Here is a 20,479-nt window from a genome sequence, read left to right as displayed (position 1 = left end):
GAAAACGAAGCATTCTTTATCGGCGCTTTGGTGGAAGGGGTGGGGACGATTTCTCCCACGGTCTGTACTGCGGCTAACAGTCAGAAGCTGGCTTTTGGTCCCACCCACCCCTTCGAGTCCTACCATACAAGCGGGCTTGCCCGCGAAAGCGGTGTGCCATCCACCCATGAGGTGGCTGGCCGATCGCATTCGCGGGCAAGCCCGCTCCCACAGAAATCGTTGTGCAAAAAAGTACCGGGCTCTGGCTTAGCCCTGATCTTCCCTCTGCAACTCGAACAGCAGCAACGAGCGCGGTGACACGGTGTATTCGGTGTTGAAGGCGAAGTGGTCCTTGCCGCGGATGTCGGGCTGGTCGGTGTCGATCAGGCTGACCCAGTCGGTGCCTTCAGGCACTTGCGGCAGGGTGAAGTTGACGCCTTCGTGGTGGGAGTTGACGATCAGCAACAGGGTCGCCTCCGAGCCGCGACGACGAATCCCGGTCTCCTGGGCGCGGCCGTCCATGAGCATGCCCAGGCAGCGGCCGTTGGCGTCATGCCACTGCTCGATGGTCATCTCCTCGCCGCTCGGGGACAGCCACGTCACGTCCTTGACCCCCAGCTCCTCGTTGTAGTCGCCGACCAGGAAGCGTCCGCGACGCAGGATCGGATAGGTCTTGCGCAGCTTGATCAGGCGCTGCACGAAGCGATGCAGCGCGGTGCCGTCTTCGTCCCATTCCCAGTTGACCCAGCCAATCTCACTGTCCTGGCAATAGGCGTTGTTGTTGCCGTGCTGGGTGCGGGCGAACTCGTCACCGGCCACGATCATCGGCGTGCCCTGGGAGAACAGCAAGGTGGCGAAGAAGTTGCGCATCTGGCGCAGGCGCAGCGCGTTGATCTCTGGGTCTTCGGTCGGCCCTTCGACGCCATGGTTCCAGGAGCGGTTGTCGTTGCTGCCGTCCTGGTTGTTCTCGTCGTTGTCTTCGTTGTGCTTGTCGTTGTAGGACACCAGATCGTGCAGCGTGAAGCCATCGTGGGCGGTGACGAAATTGACCGACGCATAGGACCTGCGTCCGCGCTGGTTGAACATGTTGCCCGACGCGGTCAGGCGGCTGGCGAGGTCGGCCAGTTGCCCTTCATCGCCTTTCCAGAAAGCGCGCACGGTGTCGCGAAACTTGTCGTTCCACTCGGCCCAGCCCGGTGCGAAATGCCCGACCTGATACCCGCCAGGGCCGCAGTCCCAGGGCTCGGCGATCAGTTTGACCTGACGCAGGACCGGGTCCTGGCGGCAGGCGACGAGGAAGCTGTGGCGCTCGTCGAAGCCATCGTGGTAGCGGCCCAGGATGGTTGCCAGGTCGAAGCGGAAACCGTCGACATGCATCTCGGTGGCCCAGTAGCGCAGCGAGTCGGTGACCATCTGCAGCACGCAGGGATGGCTCAGGTCCAGGGTGTTGCCGGTGCCTGAATCGTTGATGTAGAAGCGTTTGTCATCCGGCATCAGGCGGTAGTAGGAGGCGTTGTCGATGCCGCGCATGGACAGGGTCGGACCACGCTCGTTGCCTTCGGCGGTGTGGTTGTAGACCACATCCAGAATCACCTCGAGCCCGGCATGGTGCATGTGCGCGACCATTTCCTTGAATTCGGCGATCTTGCCGTGGGCGAGGAAACGCGGGTCCGGGGCGAAGAAGGCGATGGTGTTGTAGCCCCAGTAGTTGGTCATGCCTTTCTGCAGCAGGTGCTGGTCGTTGACGAAGGCGTGGATCGGCAACAGCTCGATCGAGGTCACGCCCAGGCCCTTGATGTGCTGGATCACGTCATCGACCATCAGGCCCGAGAACGTACCCTTGAGCTCATCCGGCACAGATGGGTGACGCATGGTGAAACCGCGGGTGTGGGTCTCGTAGAAAATGGTTTTTTCCCACGGCACGTTGACCCGTTGATCGCGACCCCAGGTGTAGGCCGGGTCGATGACCTTGCACTTGGGCACGAACGGCGCGCTGTCGCGCTCATCGAAGCTCAGGTCGTCATCGGGGTGACCGATGGTGTAGCCGAACAGCGCTTCGGACCATTTCAACTGGCCGACCAGTTGCTTGGCGTAGGGGTCGATCAGCAGCTTGTTGTGGTTGAAGCGATGGCCGTTCTTCGGATCGTACGGGCCGTAGACGCGATACCCGTAGACCAGCCCCGGATGGGCGTCCGGCAGGTAGCCGTGGAAGATCTCGTCGGTGTATTCCGGGAGTTCGATACGCTCCAGTTCCGTCTCGCCGGTGGAGTCGAACAGGCACAGTTCTACCTTGGTGGCGTTGGCCGAGAAGATCGCGAAGTTGACCCCCAGGCCGTCCCAGTTGGCGCCGAGGGGGAAGGGCAGGCCTTCACGGATGCGGGTTGCGTTGGCCTGCGGGCTGTCGGCCTTTGGGGTGTCATTCTGGGGGGCGGTGTTTTTCTCTTGCTTGCTCATGGTGATTCCTGAAATTCGAATGATTTCCTGAAGGCGAACAAAACCTTTGTCGCAGGAGGGCTGCGCCAATGATCAAAAACAGGCAGGTGAATACCGCAGGGGGGTTGTGATCGTTTTCAGGCGATCCCTGCGGCAGGGGTTTTGTCAGACGATGCTCGTTCGTCTGTTGCGCAGGCTCACGGCGCCGGAGGCTTGGCCGCCGGGGCCTTTTTCGCGGCCGGCTTGGCGGCAGGTTTTGCCGCAGGTTTGGCTGGCGCTGGCTTGTCTGCCCCGCTGGCGGCTACCTTGGGTTTGGCTGGCGCCTTGGCAGCAGGTTTGTCAGCAGCCTTGGCCGCAGGTTTCGCTGCAGGCTTTGCGGCAGATTTCGCCGCTGCAGCCTTGGGCTCGGCCTTGGGTTTTGCAGCGCCCTTGGCAGCAGGCGCCTTCTTCGGCGCCTTGGCTTCGGCTTCCGCCAGTTTGCGAGCCATCTCCCAATGACGTGCATCCTGACCGTGAGGCTTGCCCTCGGTTTCCCAGATTTGGTGGGCCAGCTCGCTGATACGTTTCTCGTCGGCACTCATCTCGACACTCCCAGGTATTACAAGGTTTGTATTAGCAGATTTACGGAAAATTCCTTGAGCGCTGCGCTGAGCGACATTTCCTTGTTGGTTGTGACTGTAGCCTGCGAGAAAAGTCCCTTCCAATTTGGATCTGAATCAGCGAACGGCAGGATGATTCGTGTATTGCCCCAATTTGCCGCGTTGATGAATGGAGTTTGCGCGGTGCCCAATAGTTCAGCCGGCAAACGTGGAACCACAACGATTGCCCGGATACCCTCCGATTCCCGGGCGAACGCCATGATGTGCGTGGCCTGCTCGCCGACCACTTCAAGCGGTGTGTAGCGGCCCTCGGCAAACAGCGCAGGGTGTTGTTTGCGCAGCATGAGCACCTGCGCGATCAACGCCTGCTTGATGCGTCCGTCCTGCCAGTGCGCCAGGAGTTCGGCCGGTGTTGCAGCCTGGCTCAATGCGCGCTCGCGAGCGGGGTAATCCACTGGGCGACGGTTGTCCGGATCGACCAGGCTGAAATCCCAGAACTCGGTGCCCTGATACAGATCAGGCACACCGGGCACGGTCATGCGCAGCAAGGTTTGCGCCAGACTGTTCAAGGCACCGGCAGGGGCGATGCGGTTGGCCGTGGCACCGATGGACTGACGCAGCGCCAGCGCATCGGGGCTGAGCAACAACTGCTGCAGAAACTCGCGGCAGGCGCTTTCATAAGCCTCGTTCGGTGCGCTCCAGCTGCTTTGCAGCTTGGCTTCGCGCAGGGCCTTTTCCTGCCAGCGGGTCAGGCGTTCGGCATAGGCCTGGAAGGCTTCGTCGCCGGCAAGGTCCAGCGGCCAACTGCCGAGGATCGCCTGGTACAGCATCAGTTCGTCGCCCGGGCTGATCGCCGTATCACCGGCCTTGAGCGGCGCCGACAACGCGAGCCAGCGCTCGACCTGTTCGGCGTACCAGCCGGCGTTCTCGCTGAGCACGGCAAGGCGGGTGCGAGTGTCTTCGCCGCGCTTGTGATCGTGGGTGGCGGTGGTCAGCAGGTTGTCGGGGAAGGTCGCACCACGCTGGATGCACACCTGGTGAAAGTCCTCTACCGGCGCACTGAAATGTTGCGGGTGGAAGCCCACATCGTTGCGCGACAACAGCACGGCCGAGCGGTAGAAAGAGGTGTCTTCCACCGACTTGGCCGCCACCGGTGAGGTCAGTTGCTGGAAACGGTTGCCGGCCTTGCGGCGCATCTCGCGCAAGGGACCGGTGGGGTAGTCGCGCAGGCTTTCGCCGCCGAGCCAGCGTTGCAGGTAGTCGAGCACCGGCCAGTCGCCTTCGCTGAGCATGTCCCGGGCGCCGGCCATGGCCTGGTCGAAGAAGCGCTGGTCCTCGGCCGAGCGGCCGCAAGCATTGATGTAAGTGCGATAGACCGGGAAGTTGCCCACCAGCGCCAGCAGCGAGCGACGGATCGCGCCCAGGGTCAGGTCGCGGCTCATGACATCGCTGCGGGCCACTTGCAGCAGGGCCTGGGCCAGGTTTTCGAAATCACCGGCCAGGGTGCCGTGCAGCACCAAGTCGCGGGCTTCGAGCACTTCCAGGTTGAAGTCGGCGGTGCGACCGCTGATCCGGCTCCACAGCTCGCCGAGGATTTCCTCGCCCCTGGGGTCGTGTTGCAGCAGCGACACCTGGTTCATGAACTCGTAGCCGGTGGTGCCGTCCACGTTCCAGTCGCTGCGCAGTTGCTCATCGGGGCCGAGGATTTTCTCGACGAAAATCGGCAGGTGCGCAAGTTCAGTGCCCGCCGGACGCCGCGACAGCAGGCTGTCGACGCGACGGCGCAACTTGCGGCAATAACCCCGAGGGTCGGCCAGGCCGTCGATGTGATCGATGCGCAGGCCGTCTACAAGGCCTTCGGCGATCAACTGGAAAATCTTCGCGTGGGTGGCTTCGAACACCTGGGAGCGCTCGACCTTGAGGCCGCCCAGCTCGTTGATGTCGAAGAAGCGCCGCCAGTTGATGTCGTCGCCTGCGGTACGCCAGCTGGCCAGACGATAGTCCTGTTGCTCGAGCAGGCGGTGCAGGCGTTTGAAGCCATCAGGCTGGCGTGAATCGAACTGCTCAAGCCCGGTCTCGATGGCCTCGATCAGCGCGGGGTTGGCTTTGAGCAAGTCGGCCAGTTCGTCCTTGAGCTGCTGGGCCTGTTCATAGGCCTGCGGATGGTTGTCCAGCCGGGCGAAGGCCTGGGTCAGCGCCTCAAGCTCGGGGCGCCGCGCGGCGTTGAGCAGCGGGGCGTAGGTGCCGGGGTTGATCGGGAAGTGGTGCTGATAATGCTCGACCCGGAAACTGCCATGCTCGGCATCGAAGCGCAGCGGCACTTCGCCGTTCTGCAAGACGGTGCCGTAGTCGGTGCTCAGGAAGGGTTGCAGCAACTGGCCCTTGAGCAGCGGGTCGGGGGAATTCCACTGGATGTCGAAGAACTTCGCGTAGGGGCTGCGCTGGCCCCATTCGAGCAGGTCGAGCCACCACGGATTGTCCGCACCGCCCACGGCCATGTGGTTGGAAACGATATCCAGAATCAGCCCCATGCCGTGCTCGCGCAGCGTCGCCACCAGCCGGCGCAGGGCAGGTTCGCCACCCAGCTCCGGGTTGATGATGCGCGGATCGACCACGTCATAGCCGTGCATGGACCCGGCGCGGGCCTTGAGCAGCGGCGAGGCATAGAGATGACTGATGCCCAGGCTTGCGAAGTAGGGCACCTGTTTCGCGGCATCGTCCAGGGTGAAGTCTTTATGAAATTGCAGGCGCTGGGTCGCCCGCAGCGGGCTCAAGACGGGGTTGACCGGCGGGTTCATTGGTCACGCTCCGCTGCCTGTTGCCGCGCGGCGGCGAGAATTTCCAGACGCCGTGCGGCGTTGGCGTTGTCCAGCAACCCGGCACTGTCGCCGGGCAGGCGTCTGCGCCAGTTGGGGTGGCTGTCGATGGTGCCGGGGAGGTTGGCCTGTTGTTCGATGCCCATGGCGTCTTCGATGGGCAGCAGCACCAAGGGCGCACGGGTGTGGCCCAGATAGCGCACGCTGCCGTCGATCATGTCGCTGTCGTTGCTGTCGTGCATGCCGTAGTTCAGGCGCAACGCAGCGCGCAGGCCTTCACGTTCGCGTTCGCGGGCTTCGCGCCATTGGCGTTCGGTGTCGTCGTCGATGTGGCCCAGAGTCTTGTTCCAGTCGATGTCCAGCTCGCTGAGCCAGCCGGTAAGGGTGGGCAAATCGTGGGTGCTGGTGGTCGCCAGGGCATCGTCGGACCATTTGATGATCGGCTTGAAATGGGCGTTGTCCTGCTCGAACAACAGCACACGCATGCCCAGGATGGCCCGGGCCGAAAGCTTGTCGTGCAGGCCCTCGGGCACCGTGCCCAGGTCCTCGCCGAGGACCACCGCCTTGTGTCGCCAGGATTCCAGGCACAACAGGCGCAGCATGTCGTCCAGCGGGTAATTGAGGTACGCGCCCTCGCTTGGCGGTGAGCCCAGCGGCACCACCCACAGGCGTTGCAGGCCCATCACGTGGTCGATGCGCAGGCCGCCGGCGTGCGCGAAGTTGGCCCGCAACATTTCGATGAAGGCGCGAAAGCCATTGCGCTTGAGGCCTGTTGGCGAGAGCGCCGAGATGCCCCAGCTTTGCCCCGAGCGGTTGAGGATGTCGGGCGGCGCGCCTACGGTCAGCGCCGAGAGCAGTTCATCCTGGCGGCTCCAGGCCTGGCTCCCGGCCCCGTCGGCACCCACGGCAAGGTCGCCGATCAAGCCGACGCTCATGCCGCTGCCACGCGCGGCGGTCTGCGCCCGCTCCAGGCCTCGGGCGATCAGCCACTGGGCGAAGGCGTGGAAACCGATCTGCTCGGCGTGGCTGGCGGCAAACTCGTCGATGGCCTGGCTGCGCGGGTTCTTGAACTGTTCGGGCCACTCGTGCCAGTTGCCGCTGATGCCGAGTGTTTCACACTGGTCACGCAGGGCCTCGAAGCGGCAGTGGTTTTCCAGTGCCTCGCCACCGGCGTGACGGAAGCTCTTGAAGTCTTCGTGCAGCGGATTGCCACTGGCGATGAACGAGGCGTACAACGCACGGAAAATCTTCCATTTGGCCGCCGCAGCGGCGGGCCAATCGATCAGGGATTGTTCCTCCAGACGCTTGAGTTCTTCACCCAGGCCCGTTTCGTCGATGGCGGTGCGCAGGGACCGCTCGCCGAGAATTGCACCGGGGGCCGCGTACAGCGCATTGAGGAACAACCGGCTCGATGGCGAGTAGGGGCTGAAGCGCTCGGTGTCGCTGGCGAACATCGCGTGCACAGGGCTGATGGCGATCGCCGCGGCGCCGCGCTCCCCGGCTGCCCGGGCGAAAGTCTCCAGCGCCTGGGTGTCGCCGAAGCCGCCATCGCCACTCCTGCGCAGATAGTAGAGTTGCAGGGTCAGACCCCAGGCACGGGGGACGCTGGTATCGGTGGCCATGGCCAGGCTGTAGGCGGTCCTGGGCGCCACGGCGATGGTCAGGTGCTGGCCGTCGATGGCCAGTTGCTGATAACCGACGGTGGCCAGCGCGGGCAGCTCGGCATCGGCGGTGAGGTTGGCCTCCAGGCGCGAGCCGTCTTCGAGTTCGAGCACGAATGGGGTGTTCGGCTTGAACCATGCCGAGAGGTCGAGGTTGCTGCCGTGATCCACCGTCAGCAGCGGTGGCGGGGTGGTCGATTGGCTCTCGTGCTGCAGGCGCTCAAGGCTGGCAGCGATCTGTGAGTCGTCTGCGGCGGGGTGGCCGAGACTTTCGAGTACCTTGCGCAGCACGTCGGGACTGACCCGCTGCGGTCGTGCGTTGGCGTCTTTCCAGTCGACCGACAATCCCGCCTCGGTCGCCAGCATTTCCAGTTGCTCATTGCTCATCCGTATCCTCCGCAACGTCACTCGATATCAGGCTGACAATGGCCGTGTAGGGATTGAGGCTGCCCCGGCGTGAAAGTTCTGCCGATTGTGGATGGGATTCATGAAGAACATGCTGCACGCCATGGCTGTCGACCTGCACGCTGTGTTCGCTGAGGTTCAGATCAATGCGCAGCACCTGGCCGTCGCCCATCTCCCAGCGCGCGCTGACCGCCTTGTCGGCCAGCACCTGGGCACCCAGCGCCCTGGCGCCGGCCAGACGCGGGACGATGTGCGCGTGGCGGACCGCGAGCAGTTCGCGGTACAGCGCCTGCCAGTTGCGATGATCCTGCCCCAGGTCGGTTTCCAGCAGCAGTGCGTCGGCGGCCGGGCGCGAGGAGAGGAAAGTCTGCAAGGCGTTGGGGTCGGGGATGCGTTCACGTCGAGCAGGATCCGCGAAGGCGGCAAAGTCGGCGAACTCACCGCGCCGCCCTTCGCGCACGGCATCGGCCAGTTCATCGTGGAAGTCGGTGAAGAACAGGAACGGCTCGCTGGCCCCCCATTCATCGCCCATGAACATCAGCGGAATCATCGGCGACAACAACAGCAAGGCCGTGGCCGCGCGCAGTGCAGGGGCCGGGCAGAGTTGAATCAGGCGCTCGCCCAGGGCGCGGTTGCCGATCTGGTCGTGGTTCTGCAGGAACAGCACGAACGCGGTCGGCGGCAGATGGGCGCTGGGTTCACCACGGGCGTGACCATGGCGGGTGGTTTCGCCCTGATAGACGAACCCCTCGCCCAACAGCCGCGCCAGCTTGTGGGTGGGCTGCTCGGCGAAGTCTGTGTAGTAGGCGTCGGTCTCACCGGTCAGCAGTACGTGCAAGGTGTTGTGGCCGTCATCGTTCCATTGGGCGTCGTAGCCTTTGGTGATGTGGCTGGCCTGGTTGAATTCGTTTTCCAGGGTCAGCCATACATGCCGGGAGGGCGGAACTGCCTGACGAATCCGCTGCGCCATTTCCTGCAGGAAGGTCGGATCTTCGATGGCGTGCACGGCATCGAAACGCAGGCCGTCGAAGCGGTAGTCGAGCAACCACATCAGGCTGTTGTCGATGAAAAAGTCGCGCACCTCGCGGCGGCGGAAATCGATGGCATCGCCCCAGGGCGTCTTCTTGTCGCTGCGAAAAAAGTGTTTGGCGTAGGCGTTCAGGTAATTGCCGTCCGGCCCGAAGTGGTTATAGACCACGTCCAGAATCACCATCAGGCCCAGGCCGTGGGCGGTGTCGATCAGATGCTTGAGCTGCTCGGGCGTGCCGTAGGAAGACTGTGGTGCGTAGGGCAGCACGCCGTCATAGCCCCAGTTACGCTCGCCGGGAAACTGCGCGATGGGCATGAGTTCGATGGCCGTGATGCCGGTATCCACCAGCCGTTGCAGGTGCTGCTCGACCCCCGCAAAGCCGCCGAGGGCGCCGACGTGCAGCTCGTAGATGACCGCCTCGTGCCAGGGGCGTCCGCTCCAGGCACTGTGCTGCCATTCGAAGGCGTTGTGATCGACGACCCGGCTGTAGCCATGCACCTCGCTGACCTGAGCCCGGGAAGCCGGGTCAGGTACCTTGAGGTTTTCATCGATGGTGTAGCGATAGCCTGTGCCTGCCGGGCATCGGGTATCAAGGACGAACCAGCCGTTTTCCTGCGGCAGGAGGGCCAGTGATGGCCCGTCCTCTAACTCGACGCTGACGTAGTAGGCATCCGGTGCCCAGAGGGCGAACCGGGTGTGTTCGGGATCCAGCAAGACGGCGCCGTGGCGCCAGCTCTCATCCGTGCGCGATGGCATCCGTTACCCCTTATCTGTGTTCGGTATGACTCAGTAATGCAGTGCAGCCCCCACGTTCTTCTTCAACAGCTCCTGATAAAGATCGGCATAGGGTTCAACGGCCTTGTGCCAGTCGAAAGGTGCAGCCATGGCGCGGCAACGCATGGCGTTGAGCAAAGGCGGGTTCTCGAACACCTTGAAGGCGCGGGTCAGGGCTTCGGTGTAGCTTTCAACGGTGGATTCGTTGAACAGGAAGCCGGTGCAGCCGTCTTCGATGGTGTCCGCCAGACCGCCGGTGCAGCGGGCCACTGGCAATGAGCCGAAACGCTGGGCGTACATCTGGCTCAGGCCGCAAGGCTCGTAGCGCGATGGCATCAGCAGGAAATCGCTGCCGGCGAACATGCGCCGGGCGTCGGTTTCGTTGAAGCCGACACGCACGCTGATCTGACCGGGGAAGCGGGCGGCGAGGGCGCGCATGGCGTCTTCTTCGTCGGGTTCGCCACGGCCGATGATCGCGATCTGGCCGCCATTCTTGACGATGAACTCGGACACGCCGATGGTCAGGTCCAGACCCTTCTGGTACACGAGGCGCGAAACCACGGCGAACAGCGGGCCGGTGGAAGGCTCAAGTTCGAACAACTCGCGTACGTGATCGGCGTTGATCTCCTTGCGGGTCCACTCGTTGGGCGCGAAGTTGCAGATCAAATGATCATCGGTGGCCGCATCCCAGCTTTCATCGATGCCGTTGGGAATCCCGCTCAGTTGGCCGCGATTGGCCTTGCTCTGCAGGAAGCCTTCCAGGCCGCAGCCGAAATCCGGGGTGGTGATTTCCTTGGCATAGGTGGCGCTGACGGTGGTGATGTGGCTCGCATAGGCCATGCCCGCCTTGATGAACGACAGGCGACCGTAGAACTCCATGCCATCGGGACCCAGTGCCTGATCGGGAATCCCCAGCTCGCGGCTCGATGCGGTGCTGACGAAGCCCTGATAGGCCAGGTTGTGGATAGTGAAAATGCTCGGCGTACTCTGGCCGCGCCACTTCATGTAGGCAGGGGCCAGGCCCGCTGGCCAGTCGTGGGCGTGAACCAGCTCGGGGCACCACTGGGTTTTCACGGCGCCGGCGGCGAAGTCCGCAGCCGCCAGGCCCAGGCGGGCGAAGCGGATGTGGTTGTCCGACCAGTCGCGGCCATGGTTGTCGCCGTAGGGCGTGCCTTCGCGTTCGTACAGTTCGGGGCAGATCAATACATAAATGACCAGGCCGTCTTTCATGTCCATCCGGCCGATCTTGCAGGGAGGCAGGGCCGCATGGCCGCCCAGCTCGCTGATGATATGAATCGGGTTTCCGCTATTGATGACCTGTGGGTAGCCGGGAATCAGCACGCGTACATCGTGCAGGTGGCGCATGGCGCGCGGCAGTGCAGCAGACACATCACCCAGACCGCCGGTTTTCACCAGATCGGCCATTTCCGAAGTGACGAACAGAACCTTCTTTCTGTTCACCATGGATATGCCTGGTTGTACAGGGGGCAGTTGCAGCAGAGGTGCGCTCGTCGTTGCGAAGACCGGCAGATGGGTCAGCTCGCTGGCCGGCTGATTAAAACTCTCTCCCTTCTGGGTTTTGACAGCGGCACTAATCATCGTTTTCTCCCATTCGATACGCAGTGTTGGTACAGCACTTGAGTTGTAATTGGCCATGTCCTATGGCCAGGCACACAAGACCTACGCAAGATCGATACCCATTTACCGACTGCATAGTGAAGGACAGGGTGAAAGCGGCCTCTGCTCGGGCTTCAACCAATAGCATAGGCGCTCTATTGTGCTGACCCGGGGGTTTTGCAGAAGTTTCGACTTTTTTTCAAGGATATGTCTGGGACGGGGCACGGCAGCTTTTTGTAGGAAAAATTTCATCTTGCTACACCATCTCCATGGCCGGGCCGTGCGCCGCCTTGGCGCAGGGTAAACGGGAAAAACGGGTGGACGACCGTTGATCGGATTGTTCGACAATCAAACCAATGGGGCCGACGGAGCATAGCGTTTAAAGATTGTTTTGCGACCACCCGGTCACGAAAATTCGACGAGATGCCATTTCTCGGTGCGTCATGGATCGATTCTTGTGCGTTCGGAGAAAAATCCTACTTTTGTACCGGTCCTTTTGCGTGCGTCCCACGGTAGAATCCCGGTCACGCGGCAACCGGCTCTCTGGCCCGTTGCCAGTCACCTTTTCCAGTTGTAGAGGAAGTCAATGCAAGCCCCTGAGGTGCTGGTCCTGCAAGCCAGCTATAGCAACCCGGTCCACGCCGAAGCCATCGGCTTTCTGCTCAATCAATATGCCGAAGACCCAATGGGCGGGGGCCACTCCCTGTCCATGGACACTCGCGAGCAACTGGCGATCGAGCTGGCCAAACGTCCCCATGCGTTCAGCGTGCTGGCCTTCATCGCGGGCGAGCCGGTGGGGCTGGTCAACTGTTTCGAGGGGTTCTCCACCTTCGCTTGCCGCCCGCTGGTCAACGTTCATGACGTGGTGGTGATCGCGTCTGCCCGTGGGCAGGGCATCAGCCAGAAGATGCTGGCCAAGGTCGAAGAAATCGCCCGTCAGCGCGGTTGCTGCAAGATCACCCTGGAAGTGCTCGAAGGCAACACGGCGGCCCGCGGCGCTTATGAGAAGCTGGGTTTCAGCGACTACCAGCTCGACCCGCAGATGGGCCGCGCGTTGTTCTGGCAGAAGGCGTTGTAAAGGCACCGATCTTCCTGCAGCGGCACGGCTTGCCGGCGGGGGCGCGTTCAGAATCGCCCCGCCGGCAAGCCGTGCTGCTACGGCCTTCGGCCAAAACCGGATCGAAGCACGACGCAGTCCCGTAGCAGCCGGGCTTGCCCGCGGGAGCGGTCCTGAACATTTCACTGTTGCCTGGGCAACACCTTTCAAAATATTTGTAACAGTTAAGTCCTGTAGGAATATTCCTTGCGCGAGGTAGGATCGCCTCCCGTATTCATTTCAGGACACCCATGTCTCTCTCACTGGAACCTCCCAGTTGCCGATTGTGCCCACTGACCGCAGATCGCTTTTTTCTTTCTCCTGGCGCTGATTCGCGCCTGATCACGATTATTCTTCCCCAGAACGACCTGCCTGCTGGCACGTCGGGCTTCGTCGTGCCTGTCCTCTCGCCACTGATAAGGATGCATTGATCCATGGAATGGCTTGCTGATCCCACGGCCTGGCTGGGCCTGTTGACGTTGATCGTGCTGGAACTGGTGCTGGGTATCGACAACCTGGTGTTCATTGCCATTCTCGCCGACAAACTGCCGCCCGAGCAGCGCGACAAGGCGCGGGTGTTGGGCCTGTCCCTGGCGCTGATCATGCGCCTGGGCCTGTTGGCCAGTATTTCGTGGATGGTGACGCTGACCGAGCCGTTGTTCGAGGTCTTCGGCAAAAGCTTCTCCGGACGCGACCTGATCATGCTGTTCGGTGGCGTGTTCCTGCTGTTCAAGGCCACGATGGAACTGCACGAACGCCTGGAAGGCCATGTGGCCCAGCAATCGGGCAGCGCCACCTACGCACTGTTCTGGCCCATCGTGGCGCAGATCGTGGTGCTGGACGCCGTGTTCTCGCTGGATGCGGTGATTACCGCCGTGGGGATGGTCGATGAACTGTCGATCATGATGATCGCCGTGATCTTCTCCATCGGCATCATGATCGTCGCCAGCAAGCCGCTGACCGCCTTCGTCAACGCCCACCCGACGGTCATCATGCTGTGTCTGGGCTTCCTGATGATGATCGGTTTCAGCCTGACCGCCGATGGCCTGGGTTTCCACATCCCGAAAGGCTATCTGTACGCGGCAATCGGCTTCTCGATCCTGATCGAGGTGTTCAACCAGATCGCCCGTTCCCGACGCAAACGCAGCCTCAAGGGCCATCTGTCGCGCCGTGAGCGCATGGCCCATGCGGTGTTGCGCCTGATGGGCGGCAGAAAGCCGGGTGTCGAAGAAGTGGGCGAGGACATCGCCGACATGTTCGACGGCGATGCCGAAGAAGTGGTGTTCGACCGGCGCGAGCGGGTGATGATCAGCGGCGTGCTGCAACTGGCCCAGCGCCCGGTGCGCACGGTGATGACGGTGCGCAACGACGTGGACATGATCGATCTGGACGACGATCAGGAAAGCATCCGTCAGCGCCTGATGAACTCGTCCTATTCGCGCCTGCCGCTGGTGCGTGGTGGCCGAATCGACGAGCCGCTGGGCTTCGTGCACAAGAAGGAAATGCTCACGGCGATGCTGGCGGGCGTGGAGCCCAACCTGGAGCACATGGTGCGACCCACCCCCAACCTGCTGGACAGTTTCTCGGTGCTCAATGCGCTGGAGCAGATGCGCAGCCAGTCGACCCACATCGCGTTCGTGGTCAACGAGTTCGGTGACTTCACCGGCATCCTGACCATGACCGACATCCTGGAGTCCATCGCCGGTGAGTTGCCCGACGCCAGCGAAATCGACGGGCCGGACCTGATCGAGGAGGGCGAGGGTGTGCTGGTCAACGCGGCCATGAACCTCAGTCACCTGCGCGAACGCATCGGTTTCAAGGCCCGCGCCACCGACGAGTATCAGACCCTGGCGGGGCTGATCATGAGCCTGCTGGATCGATTGCCGGTGATCGGCGACGAGCTGGTATGGGAAGGGTGGAATGTGAGGGTGGTGCAAGTGCAGGAGCGGCGGGTGACGCGGGTGTTGTTGCGCAAGCTATAAGCGCAGTGACCACCTGTAGGAGCGCGCTTGCCCGCGACGGCGGTGTGTCAGCCCATTGATACTGTGCTGACACTCCCTCGTCGCGGGCAAGCGCGCTCCTACGGTCCGTGGCGGCGGCGAGTTACTTGGTCACCACTTCCGGAGATTTCGCCGCCTTTTCCATCACCGCGAAATCACTCAGGCCTTTCTGCGCATACGGGTCGCCAATCAGCCGTGGGCGTGCCTTGAAGTCCAGGCTGACCAGGCTCTTGCTAGTGTCCAGTTCGTCAAAGCTGAGGCCCGCCAGTTGCGCCCAGGTGTGAATCAGGTTCGAACTGGTGTACGCCCGGTTGTGGATGCTGTCGAAGTTCCAGTCGTGGGTCTCGCGCCATTTCGGCGAGGCGTAGGCAATGAACGGCACCGTGTACATCGGGATTGTCGGCTTGGCCTCGTTGCGCCCCAGGGTGTCGTGGCCCGCAGAGTCATAGACATCTTCGCCGTGGTCGGAAAGGTACAGCAGGAAGCCATTCGGATCGGCCTTGCTGTAGGTCTTGATCAGGCTCGACACCACGAAGTCGTTGTACAGCACGGCGTTGTCGTAGCTGTTGTACAGCTCGAGCTTGCTGTCATCGATGGCAGCGGGAACGCCGTCGCGGCCGGTGAATTTCTCGTAGTCCTGCGGGTAGCGGTACTGGTAGCTCATGTGCGTACCCAGCAGGTGCACCACGATGAGCTTGCGCGGCGCCGCGTCATTCAATGCCTTGGCAAACGGCTCCAGCACGTCGCCGTCGTACTGGCGGGCGTTCTGGTTGCGGTTGTTGTTCAGGTACACCTGCTCGTCGGCCTGCTCGGAGAAGGTCGTGAGCATGGTGTTGCGCTTGGTCATCGTCTGCTGGTTGGTGATCCAGAAGGTCTTGTAGCCCGCCTGTTTCATCACGCTGACGATGGATGGCGTCTTCAGGTACAGGTCCGGGTTTTCTTCATCGGCGAAGGTCAGCACCTGCTGCAGCGCCTCGATGGTGTAGGGGCGCGGGGTGATGACGTTATCGAACACCTGCAACTGGTCCTTCATGGCGTCCAGGTTGGGTGTGGTCTGGCGTGGGTAGCCATATAGATGCATGCGGCCACGGTTGGTGGACTCGCCGATCACCAGCACCAGCGTAGTGGGCAGGCCGGCTTGCTGATCCTTGAGGTTCTTCAGCGGGGCGATGCTGCTACTGGTGGCCAGCATGTCCTGCATGCTGTCCAGTTGCTGGGTGTAGCGATGGTAGGCCACCAGCATCTGCCATGGCACGGCAGGCTCGATGCGCGACTCGAAGGCTTCCAGGCCGGCTGCGGTGGTGTCGAAGCGCGACATCTGCTTGGCTAGCGGGTAGCCGATGATCGCCACCAGCAATGCCACGGCGGTCACCCAGGCGCGGCCACGGGGCATGTACACCGGGCGCAGGCGGGTCCAGAGGAAAATCGCGAAGGCGGTGTGGGCGATGAAGGCCAGCACGATCCACCAGGCGAAGTACTGGGTCATGTACTCGCCAGCTTCAGAGATGTTCGACTCGAACATGATGAAGATGACGCTCTGGGAAAACTCCTGCTGATAAATGAAGAAGTAACCCAAGCTGGCCATGGAGCAGGCCCACAGCACCACGCCGATGACGGCGGCCATCACGCGGGTCTTGTTGGGGAACAGCAGCATCGGCGCGAGCCAGATGCCACTCATCACGAACGCCTGGCGAAATCCTGCAAAGCCGGTGATGCCGGTCAACTGGATCAGCAGTTGGGTGATTCCGGAGAAGTACCAGAAGAAGACGAACAGCCAGGCGAGACCCGCCCAGTCGAATTTTTTCGGAGTCGGGGTGCTCCGTTGCGTTGTTGCCATCAGGCGCTCCAGCTATGGATCTTTCGCGCGGCCGAACAGCACGGACGCGTCACAGAGGGGCGTGAGTATGGTGATGGGCAGGTGAAAAATATGTGAGACGGGTGTCGGGACGGTGTCGTTTGACACACAAATGTGCTTCCAGGGCGGTTGAACGATACATCGCGCAACGGGTCCGACGCTTGGCAGGTCGAGTTTCAAGAGGGGGAAGGCAGCGGGGGATCAACCAGGGGGCAAGCCGGCAGATCGGGCTTGCCATGTACGGGGAAGGCGGGCGGAGCGGGGATCAGGCTTGCAGGGCGGTGCCCGACGAAGCGATCTGAGTGTGCTGCAGCAGTTGAGTCAGCTGAGCCACTTTCTTTTGCAACTGATCGCGTTCTTCTTTCAATTCACGCAGTTCGTCGCGACGAATGGTAACGTACAGGGTTTGTGGAACGCTTGCAGGTAGTACTGTGCCCATTGCTCACCTCGCAAATGGCGGATTCAACATCGTAAGGTTCAAGCAATGACAGCATCGCTACCCGACTTGCCTATGCTTCCTACCTTTGTCGGCGCGGATTCTGATTTCTTTTGACGCAAAAGGGAACTTTTTTATTTTGAATTGTCGCTAAGGTGCGCCCCTCGCGACAAACGGCAGTTTAGAGCGGGTCTTGCGCACCAAGATGAAACTATTTTCACCCTGAAACCTTCGTTTTGCGCCCCGGACTAACCCAACAGGCGGTACTGGGCTATAAAATGGGGCACCCGTTTTTTGATTAAGGAGCACCTCTACATGCAACTCGGGATTGTCGGACTAGGCCGCATGGGCGGCAACATCGCACGTCGACTGATGCTCAATGGCCACACCACTGTGGTCTATGATCGCGATGAGCAGTCTCGCACCGTGCTCGCCAACGAGGGTTCGACGCCAGCCAATGACCTCGCGTCACTGGTGGCTGCACTGGAAAAACCGCGCGCGGTGTGGGTCATGCTGCCCGCTGGCGCGCCGACCGAAGACACCATCAACGTCCTGGCCGACCTGCTGGAGCCGGACGACGTCATCATCGACGGCGGCAACACTTTCTATAAGGACGACGTTCGTCGCTCCCACGCCCTCCAGGAAAAAGGCCTGCACTACGTCGACGTCGGGACCTCCGGCGGCGTCTGGGGCCTGGAGCGCGGCTACTGCATGATGATCGGCGGCGAAACCGAAGTCGTGAACCGCCTCGATCCGCTGTTCAAGACCCTGGCACCGGGCATCGGCAACATCCCGCGCACCAAGGATCGCGCCAAGGACGCCGACCCGCGCGCCGAGCAGGGCTACATCCACGCAGGCCCGCCGGGCGCTGGCCATTTCGTCAAGATGATCCACAACGGCATCGAGTACGGAATGATGCAGGCCTTCGCCGAGGGCTTCGACATCCTCAAGACCAAGAACTCTGACAACCTGCCTGCCGACCAGCGTTTCGACCTGAACCTTGGCGACATCGCCGAAGTCTGGCGCCGTGGCAGTGTGGTGTCTTCCTGGCTGCTGGACCTGACCGCCGACGCACTGGCGACCGATCCGCAGCTCAATGCCTATTCAGGCTCGGTCGCCGACAGCGGCGAAGGACGCTGGACCATCGAGGCTGCCATGGAGCAGGCCGTTCCGGTTCCAGTGCTGTCCACCTCGCTGTTCGCCCGTTTCCGCTCCCGTCAACAAAGCACGTACGGCGACAAGATGCTGTCGGCCATGCGTTTCGGATTTGGTGGTCATAAGGAACCAAAATAATGGGATTATCGCGAAGCAAGCAGAAAGCCCCGGTTGCTCCGGCAACCACGCTGTTCCTGTTCGGCGCTCATGGTGACCTGGTCAAGCGGCTGTTGATGCCGGCGCTCTACAACCTGTTCCGTGACGGACTGGTCGATGAGAACCTGCACATCGTAGGCGTAGACCACAACACCGTCACTGACGCCGACTTCGCCAAGAAACTCGAGGATTTCATTCGTCAGGAGGCGGCCAGCAAGGTCGCCCAGGGCGGTGAAGAGCCTCTGGATCCCGCGTTGTGGGGCAGTCTGGCCAAACGCATCAGCTACATCACCGGGGATTTTCTCGACGACGGTACCTATCAGGCCATCGATGCGAAGATCAAGAGCACCGGCACGCAAAATGCCGTGTTCTACCTCGCCACCGCGCCGCGCTTCTTCAGTGAAGTGACCAAGCGACTCGGCTCGTCAGGGCTGATGGTGGAGGGCGACGACTATTTCCGTCGCGTGGTGATCGAGAAGCCGTTCGGCCATGACCTGCCCAGCGCTGTGGCGCTGAACACCTGCTTGCTCAAAGCGATGAGCGAGAAGCAGATCTACCGGATCGACCATTACCTGGGCAAGGAGACGGTGCAGAACATTCTTGTCAGCCGTTTCTCCAATGGCCTGTTCGAGTCGTTCTGGAACAATCACTACATCGATCACGTGCAGATCACCGCCGCCGAAACCGTGGGCGTCGAAACCCGCGGCAGTTTCTATGAAACCACCGGCGCGCTGCGGGACATGGTGCCTAACCACCTGTTCCAGCTGCTGGCCATGGTCGCCATGGAACCGCCGGCGGCGTTTGGCGCCGATGCGGTCCGTGGCGAGAAGGCCAAGGTGATCGGGGCCATCCGGCCCTGGTCGGAGATGGAGGCGCTGGCCAACTCGGTGCGCGGTCAGTACACCGAGAGCACCCTGGGCGACAAGAATGTGGCCGGTTACCGTGAAGAGGACCGGGTTGCCCCGGACAGCAACACGGAAACCTACGCCGCGCTCAAGGTCTTCATCGACAACTGGCGCTGGGTCGGCGTGCCGTTCTACCTGCGCACCGGCAAGCGCATGAGCGTGCGTGATACCGAGATCGCGATCTGCTTCAAGCCTGCGCCTTATGCGCAGTTTCGCGACACCGACGTGGATCGCGTGGAGCCCAACTTCCTGAAGATCCAGATCCAGCCGGACGAAGGCATGTGGTTCGACCTGCAGGCTAAAAAGCCAGGGCCGACCCTGGACATGCAGACCATCGAGCTGGGTTTTGCCTACAAGGACTTCTTCGAGATGCAGCCATCGACCGGGTATGAAACCCTGATCTATGACTGCCTGACCGGGGATCAGACCCTGTTCCAGCGTGCCGACAACATTGAAAACGGCTGGCGCGCCGTGCAGCCGTTCATCGATGCCTGGGCCAAGGATCCTCACGTGGAGTTCTACAAGGCGGGTGAAGATGGCCCTGCGGCGGCGGATGAGCTGCTGGCCCGTGACGGTCGCAGTTGGCAACGTCTGGGATGAGTGAATCTGCGCAACCTCTCATCCAGTTCATGCTCTCCGACATCGATGGCACCTTGTTGCGCCCCGATCACAGCCTGAGCCAGGCCAACATCGAGGCGGTGCGCAAGCTCAAGGAGGCCGGGATTCATTTCTCGGTCGCCAGCAGCCGGCCACCGCGGGCCATGCGCGAGCAGATCCGCGCGCTGGGCATCGATGTGCCTACGGTCGGGTTCAACGGGGCCAATATCGTCAACCCTGACGGCAGCCTGCTCAAGGCCCATCGCATCGACCCCCACGCTGCGCGCATCAGCCTTGAACTGTTCGCTGGCGAACGGGTTTCGGTGTGGGTGTTCGCCGACGATCAATGGCTGCTGCTCGACCCGCAAGGGGATTACGTCGAGCACGAACGCAACACCCTGGGCTATGACTTCGTGCAGGTCGAGCATTTCGACGAGGTGATCGATCGCATCGACAAGATCGTCGCGGCCAGCAAGGACTTCGAGTTGCTCAAACAGCTCGAAGCCCGGCTCAACCCGCTGATCGCCCAGACGGCTCTGGCGGCGCGCTCGCAATCCTACTACCTGGATGTCACGGCGCTGGACGCCAACAAGGGGACGGCGCTGGCGACAGTGGCGCAGGCCCTGGGCGTGGACATGGCGCATACAGCGGCCATAGGTGATGCCGGCAACGACGTGGCGATGTTCCGGCGTGCAGGGCTGTCGATCGCGATGGGCCAGGCAGAAACCGGGGTCAAGACCCACGCCAACTACGTGACGGGCAGCAACCTGGAGGACGGGCTGGCGACGGCCATCGAGCGTTACATCCTGCCACGCTGATTCAAACGCTTGCCCGTAGCAGCACGGCTTGCCGGGGGGGGGGGGGGGGGGGGAAAAAAAAACGGGCCGGGCGCACCCCCCCCCCCCCCCCCCCCCGAGGCGACGGGGGGGTGAGCCAACAACCCAAAAAAACACACCACAAAAAAG

General features: G+C 62.1%; 13 protein-coding genes. 5 read left to right on the top strand and 8 right to left on the bottom strand.

Annotated features, from left to right (window positions below; genetic code table 11):
* Window positions 1–246 precede the first annotated feature (246 nt).
* The 6 genes from glgX to glgA all read right to left on the bottom strand — a co-directional run bounded on the left by glgX (window position 247) and on the right by glgA (window position 11,296).
* Window positions 247–2,433, bottom strand: coding sequence for a glycogen debranching protein GlgX (gene glgX / locus ACIPO9_RS26375; protein WP_400784278.1), 2,187 nt, complete (start codon window positions 2,431–2,433; stop codon window positions 247–249).
* A gap of 176 nt (window positions 2,434–2,609) precedes the next feature.
* On the bottom strand, window positions 2,610–2,993 hold the full coding sequence (locus ACIPO9_RS26370) for a DUF2934 domain-containing protein (protein ID WP_400784276.1): 384 nt from the start codon (window positions 2,991–2,993) through the stop codon (window positions 2,610–2,612).
* A 17-nt stretch (window positions 2,994–3,010) separates the two neighbouring features.
* Entirely contained in the window at window positions 3,011–5,809 is a 2,799-nt protein-coding gene (locus ACIPO9_RS26365) for a malto-oligosyltrehalose synthase (RefSeq protein ID WP_400784275.1), read from the bottom strand.
* Window positions 5,806–7,875 carry a 4-alpha-glucanotransferase gene (malQ, locus tag ACIPO9_RS26360; RefSeq protein ID WP_400784274.1) on the bottom strand — a complete coding sequence of 690 codons (2,070 nt, stop codon included), beginning with the start codon at window positions 7,873–7,875 and terminating at the stop codon, window positions 5,806–5,808. The genes ACIPO9_RS26365 and malQ overlap by 4 nt, the downstream gene beginning before the upstream one ends.
* Complete coding sequence (treZ, locus tag ACIPO9_RS26355; RefSeq protein ID WP_400784273.1) at window positions 7,865–9,679, bottom strand: malto-oligosyltrehalose trehalohydrolase; 1,815 nt, start codon at window positions 9,677–9,679, stop codon at window positions 7,865–7,867. Before treZ ends, malQ begins: the two co-directional genes overlap by 11 nt.
* A gap of 30 nt (window positions 9,680–9,709) precedes the next feature.
* Window positions 9,710–11,296 carry a glycogen synthase GlgA gene (gene glgA / locus ACIPO9_RS26350; protein ID WP_274130810.1) on the bottom strand — a complete coding sequence of 529 codons (1,587 nt, stop codon included), beginning with the start codon at window positions 11,294–11,296 and terminating at the stop codon, window positions 9,710–9,712.
* 604 nt (window positions 11,297–11,900) lie between these two features.
* On the opposite strand from glgA, the gene ACIPO9_RS26345 reads away from it, so the two are divergent.
* Together ACIPO9_RS26345 and ACIPO9_RS26340 are read left to right on the top strand one after the other, a co-directional pair.
* The gene (locus ACIPO9_RS26345; protein ID WP_274130812.1) at window positions 11,901–12,392 is read left to right on the top strand and encodes a GNAT family N-acetyltransferase; all 492 of its coding nucleotides are present in this window, start codon (window positions 11,901–11,903) and stop codon (window positions 12,390–12,392) included.
* 452 nt (window positions 12,393–12,844) lie between these two features.
* Window positions 12,845–14,392 carry a transporter associated domain-containing protein gene (locus tag ACIPO9_RS26340; protein ID WP_400784271.1) on the top strand — a complete coding sequence of 516 codons (1,548 nt, stop codon included), beginning with the start codon at window positions 12,845–12,847 and terminating at the stop codon, window positions 14,390–14,392.
* 121 nt (window positions 14,393–14,513) lie between these two features.
* Here the strand turns inward: ACIPO9_RS26340 and ACIPO9_RS26335 are convergent, their stop codons facing one another.
* Both ACIPO9_RS26335 and ACIPO9_RS26330 read right to left on the bottom strand, forming a co-directional pair.
* Entirely contained in the window at window positions 14,514–16,247 is a 1,734-nt protein-coding gene (locus ACIPO9_RS26335) for a phosphoethanolamine transferase CptA (RefSeq protein WP_400784270.1), read from the bottom strand.
* A 283-nt stretch (window positions 16,248–16,530) separates the two neighbouring features.
* Window positions 16,531–16,704, bottom strand: a complete 174-nt coding sequence (locus ACIPO9_RS26330) for a DUF6026 family protein (RefSeq protein WP_274130819.1) — start codon at window positions 16,702–16,704, stop codon at window positions 16,531–16,533.
* A 270-nt stretch (window positions 16,705–16,974) separates the two neighbouring features.
* Between ACIPO9_RS26330 and gnd the strand changes: the two genes are divergently transcribed.
* From gnd to ACIPO9_RS26315, 3 genes are read left to right on the top strand one after another with little or no spacing between them, the layout of a single operon-like run.
* Window positions 16,975–17,994, top strand: coding sequence for a phosphogluconate dehydrogenase (NAD(+)-dependent, decarboxylating) (gene gnd, locus ACIPO9_RS26325; RefSeq protein ID WP_274130894.1), 1,020 nt, complete (start codon window positions 16,975–16,977; stop codon window positions 17,992–17,994).
* On the top strand, window positions 17,994–19,517 hold the full coding sequence (zwf, locus tag ACIPO9_RS26320) for a glucose-6-phosphate dehydrogenase (protein ID WP_274130821.1): 1,524 nt from the start codon (window positions 17,994–17,996) through the stop codon (window positions 19,515–19,517). Before gnd ends, zwf begins: the two co-directional genes overlap by 1 nt.
* A complete protein-coding gene (locus ACIPO9_RS26315; RefSeq protein WP_274130823.1) occupies window positions 19,514–20,332 on the top strand; it encodes an HAD family hydrolase in 819 nt (272 codons plus the stop codon). Before zwf ends, ACIPO9_RS26315 begins: the two co-directional genes overlap by 4 nt.
* The last annotated feature ends 147 nt before the right edge of the window (window positions 20,333–20,479 follow it).

This window comes from Pseudomonas sp. NPDC090203 (assembly GCF_044746765.1).
Taxonomy (GTDB): Bacteria; Pseudomonadota; Gammaproteobacteria; order Pseudomonadales; family Pseudomonadaceae; genus Aquipseudomonas; species Aquipseudomonas putida_AD.
This window is presented reverse-complemented; position numbering and strand designations above follow the sequence as displayed.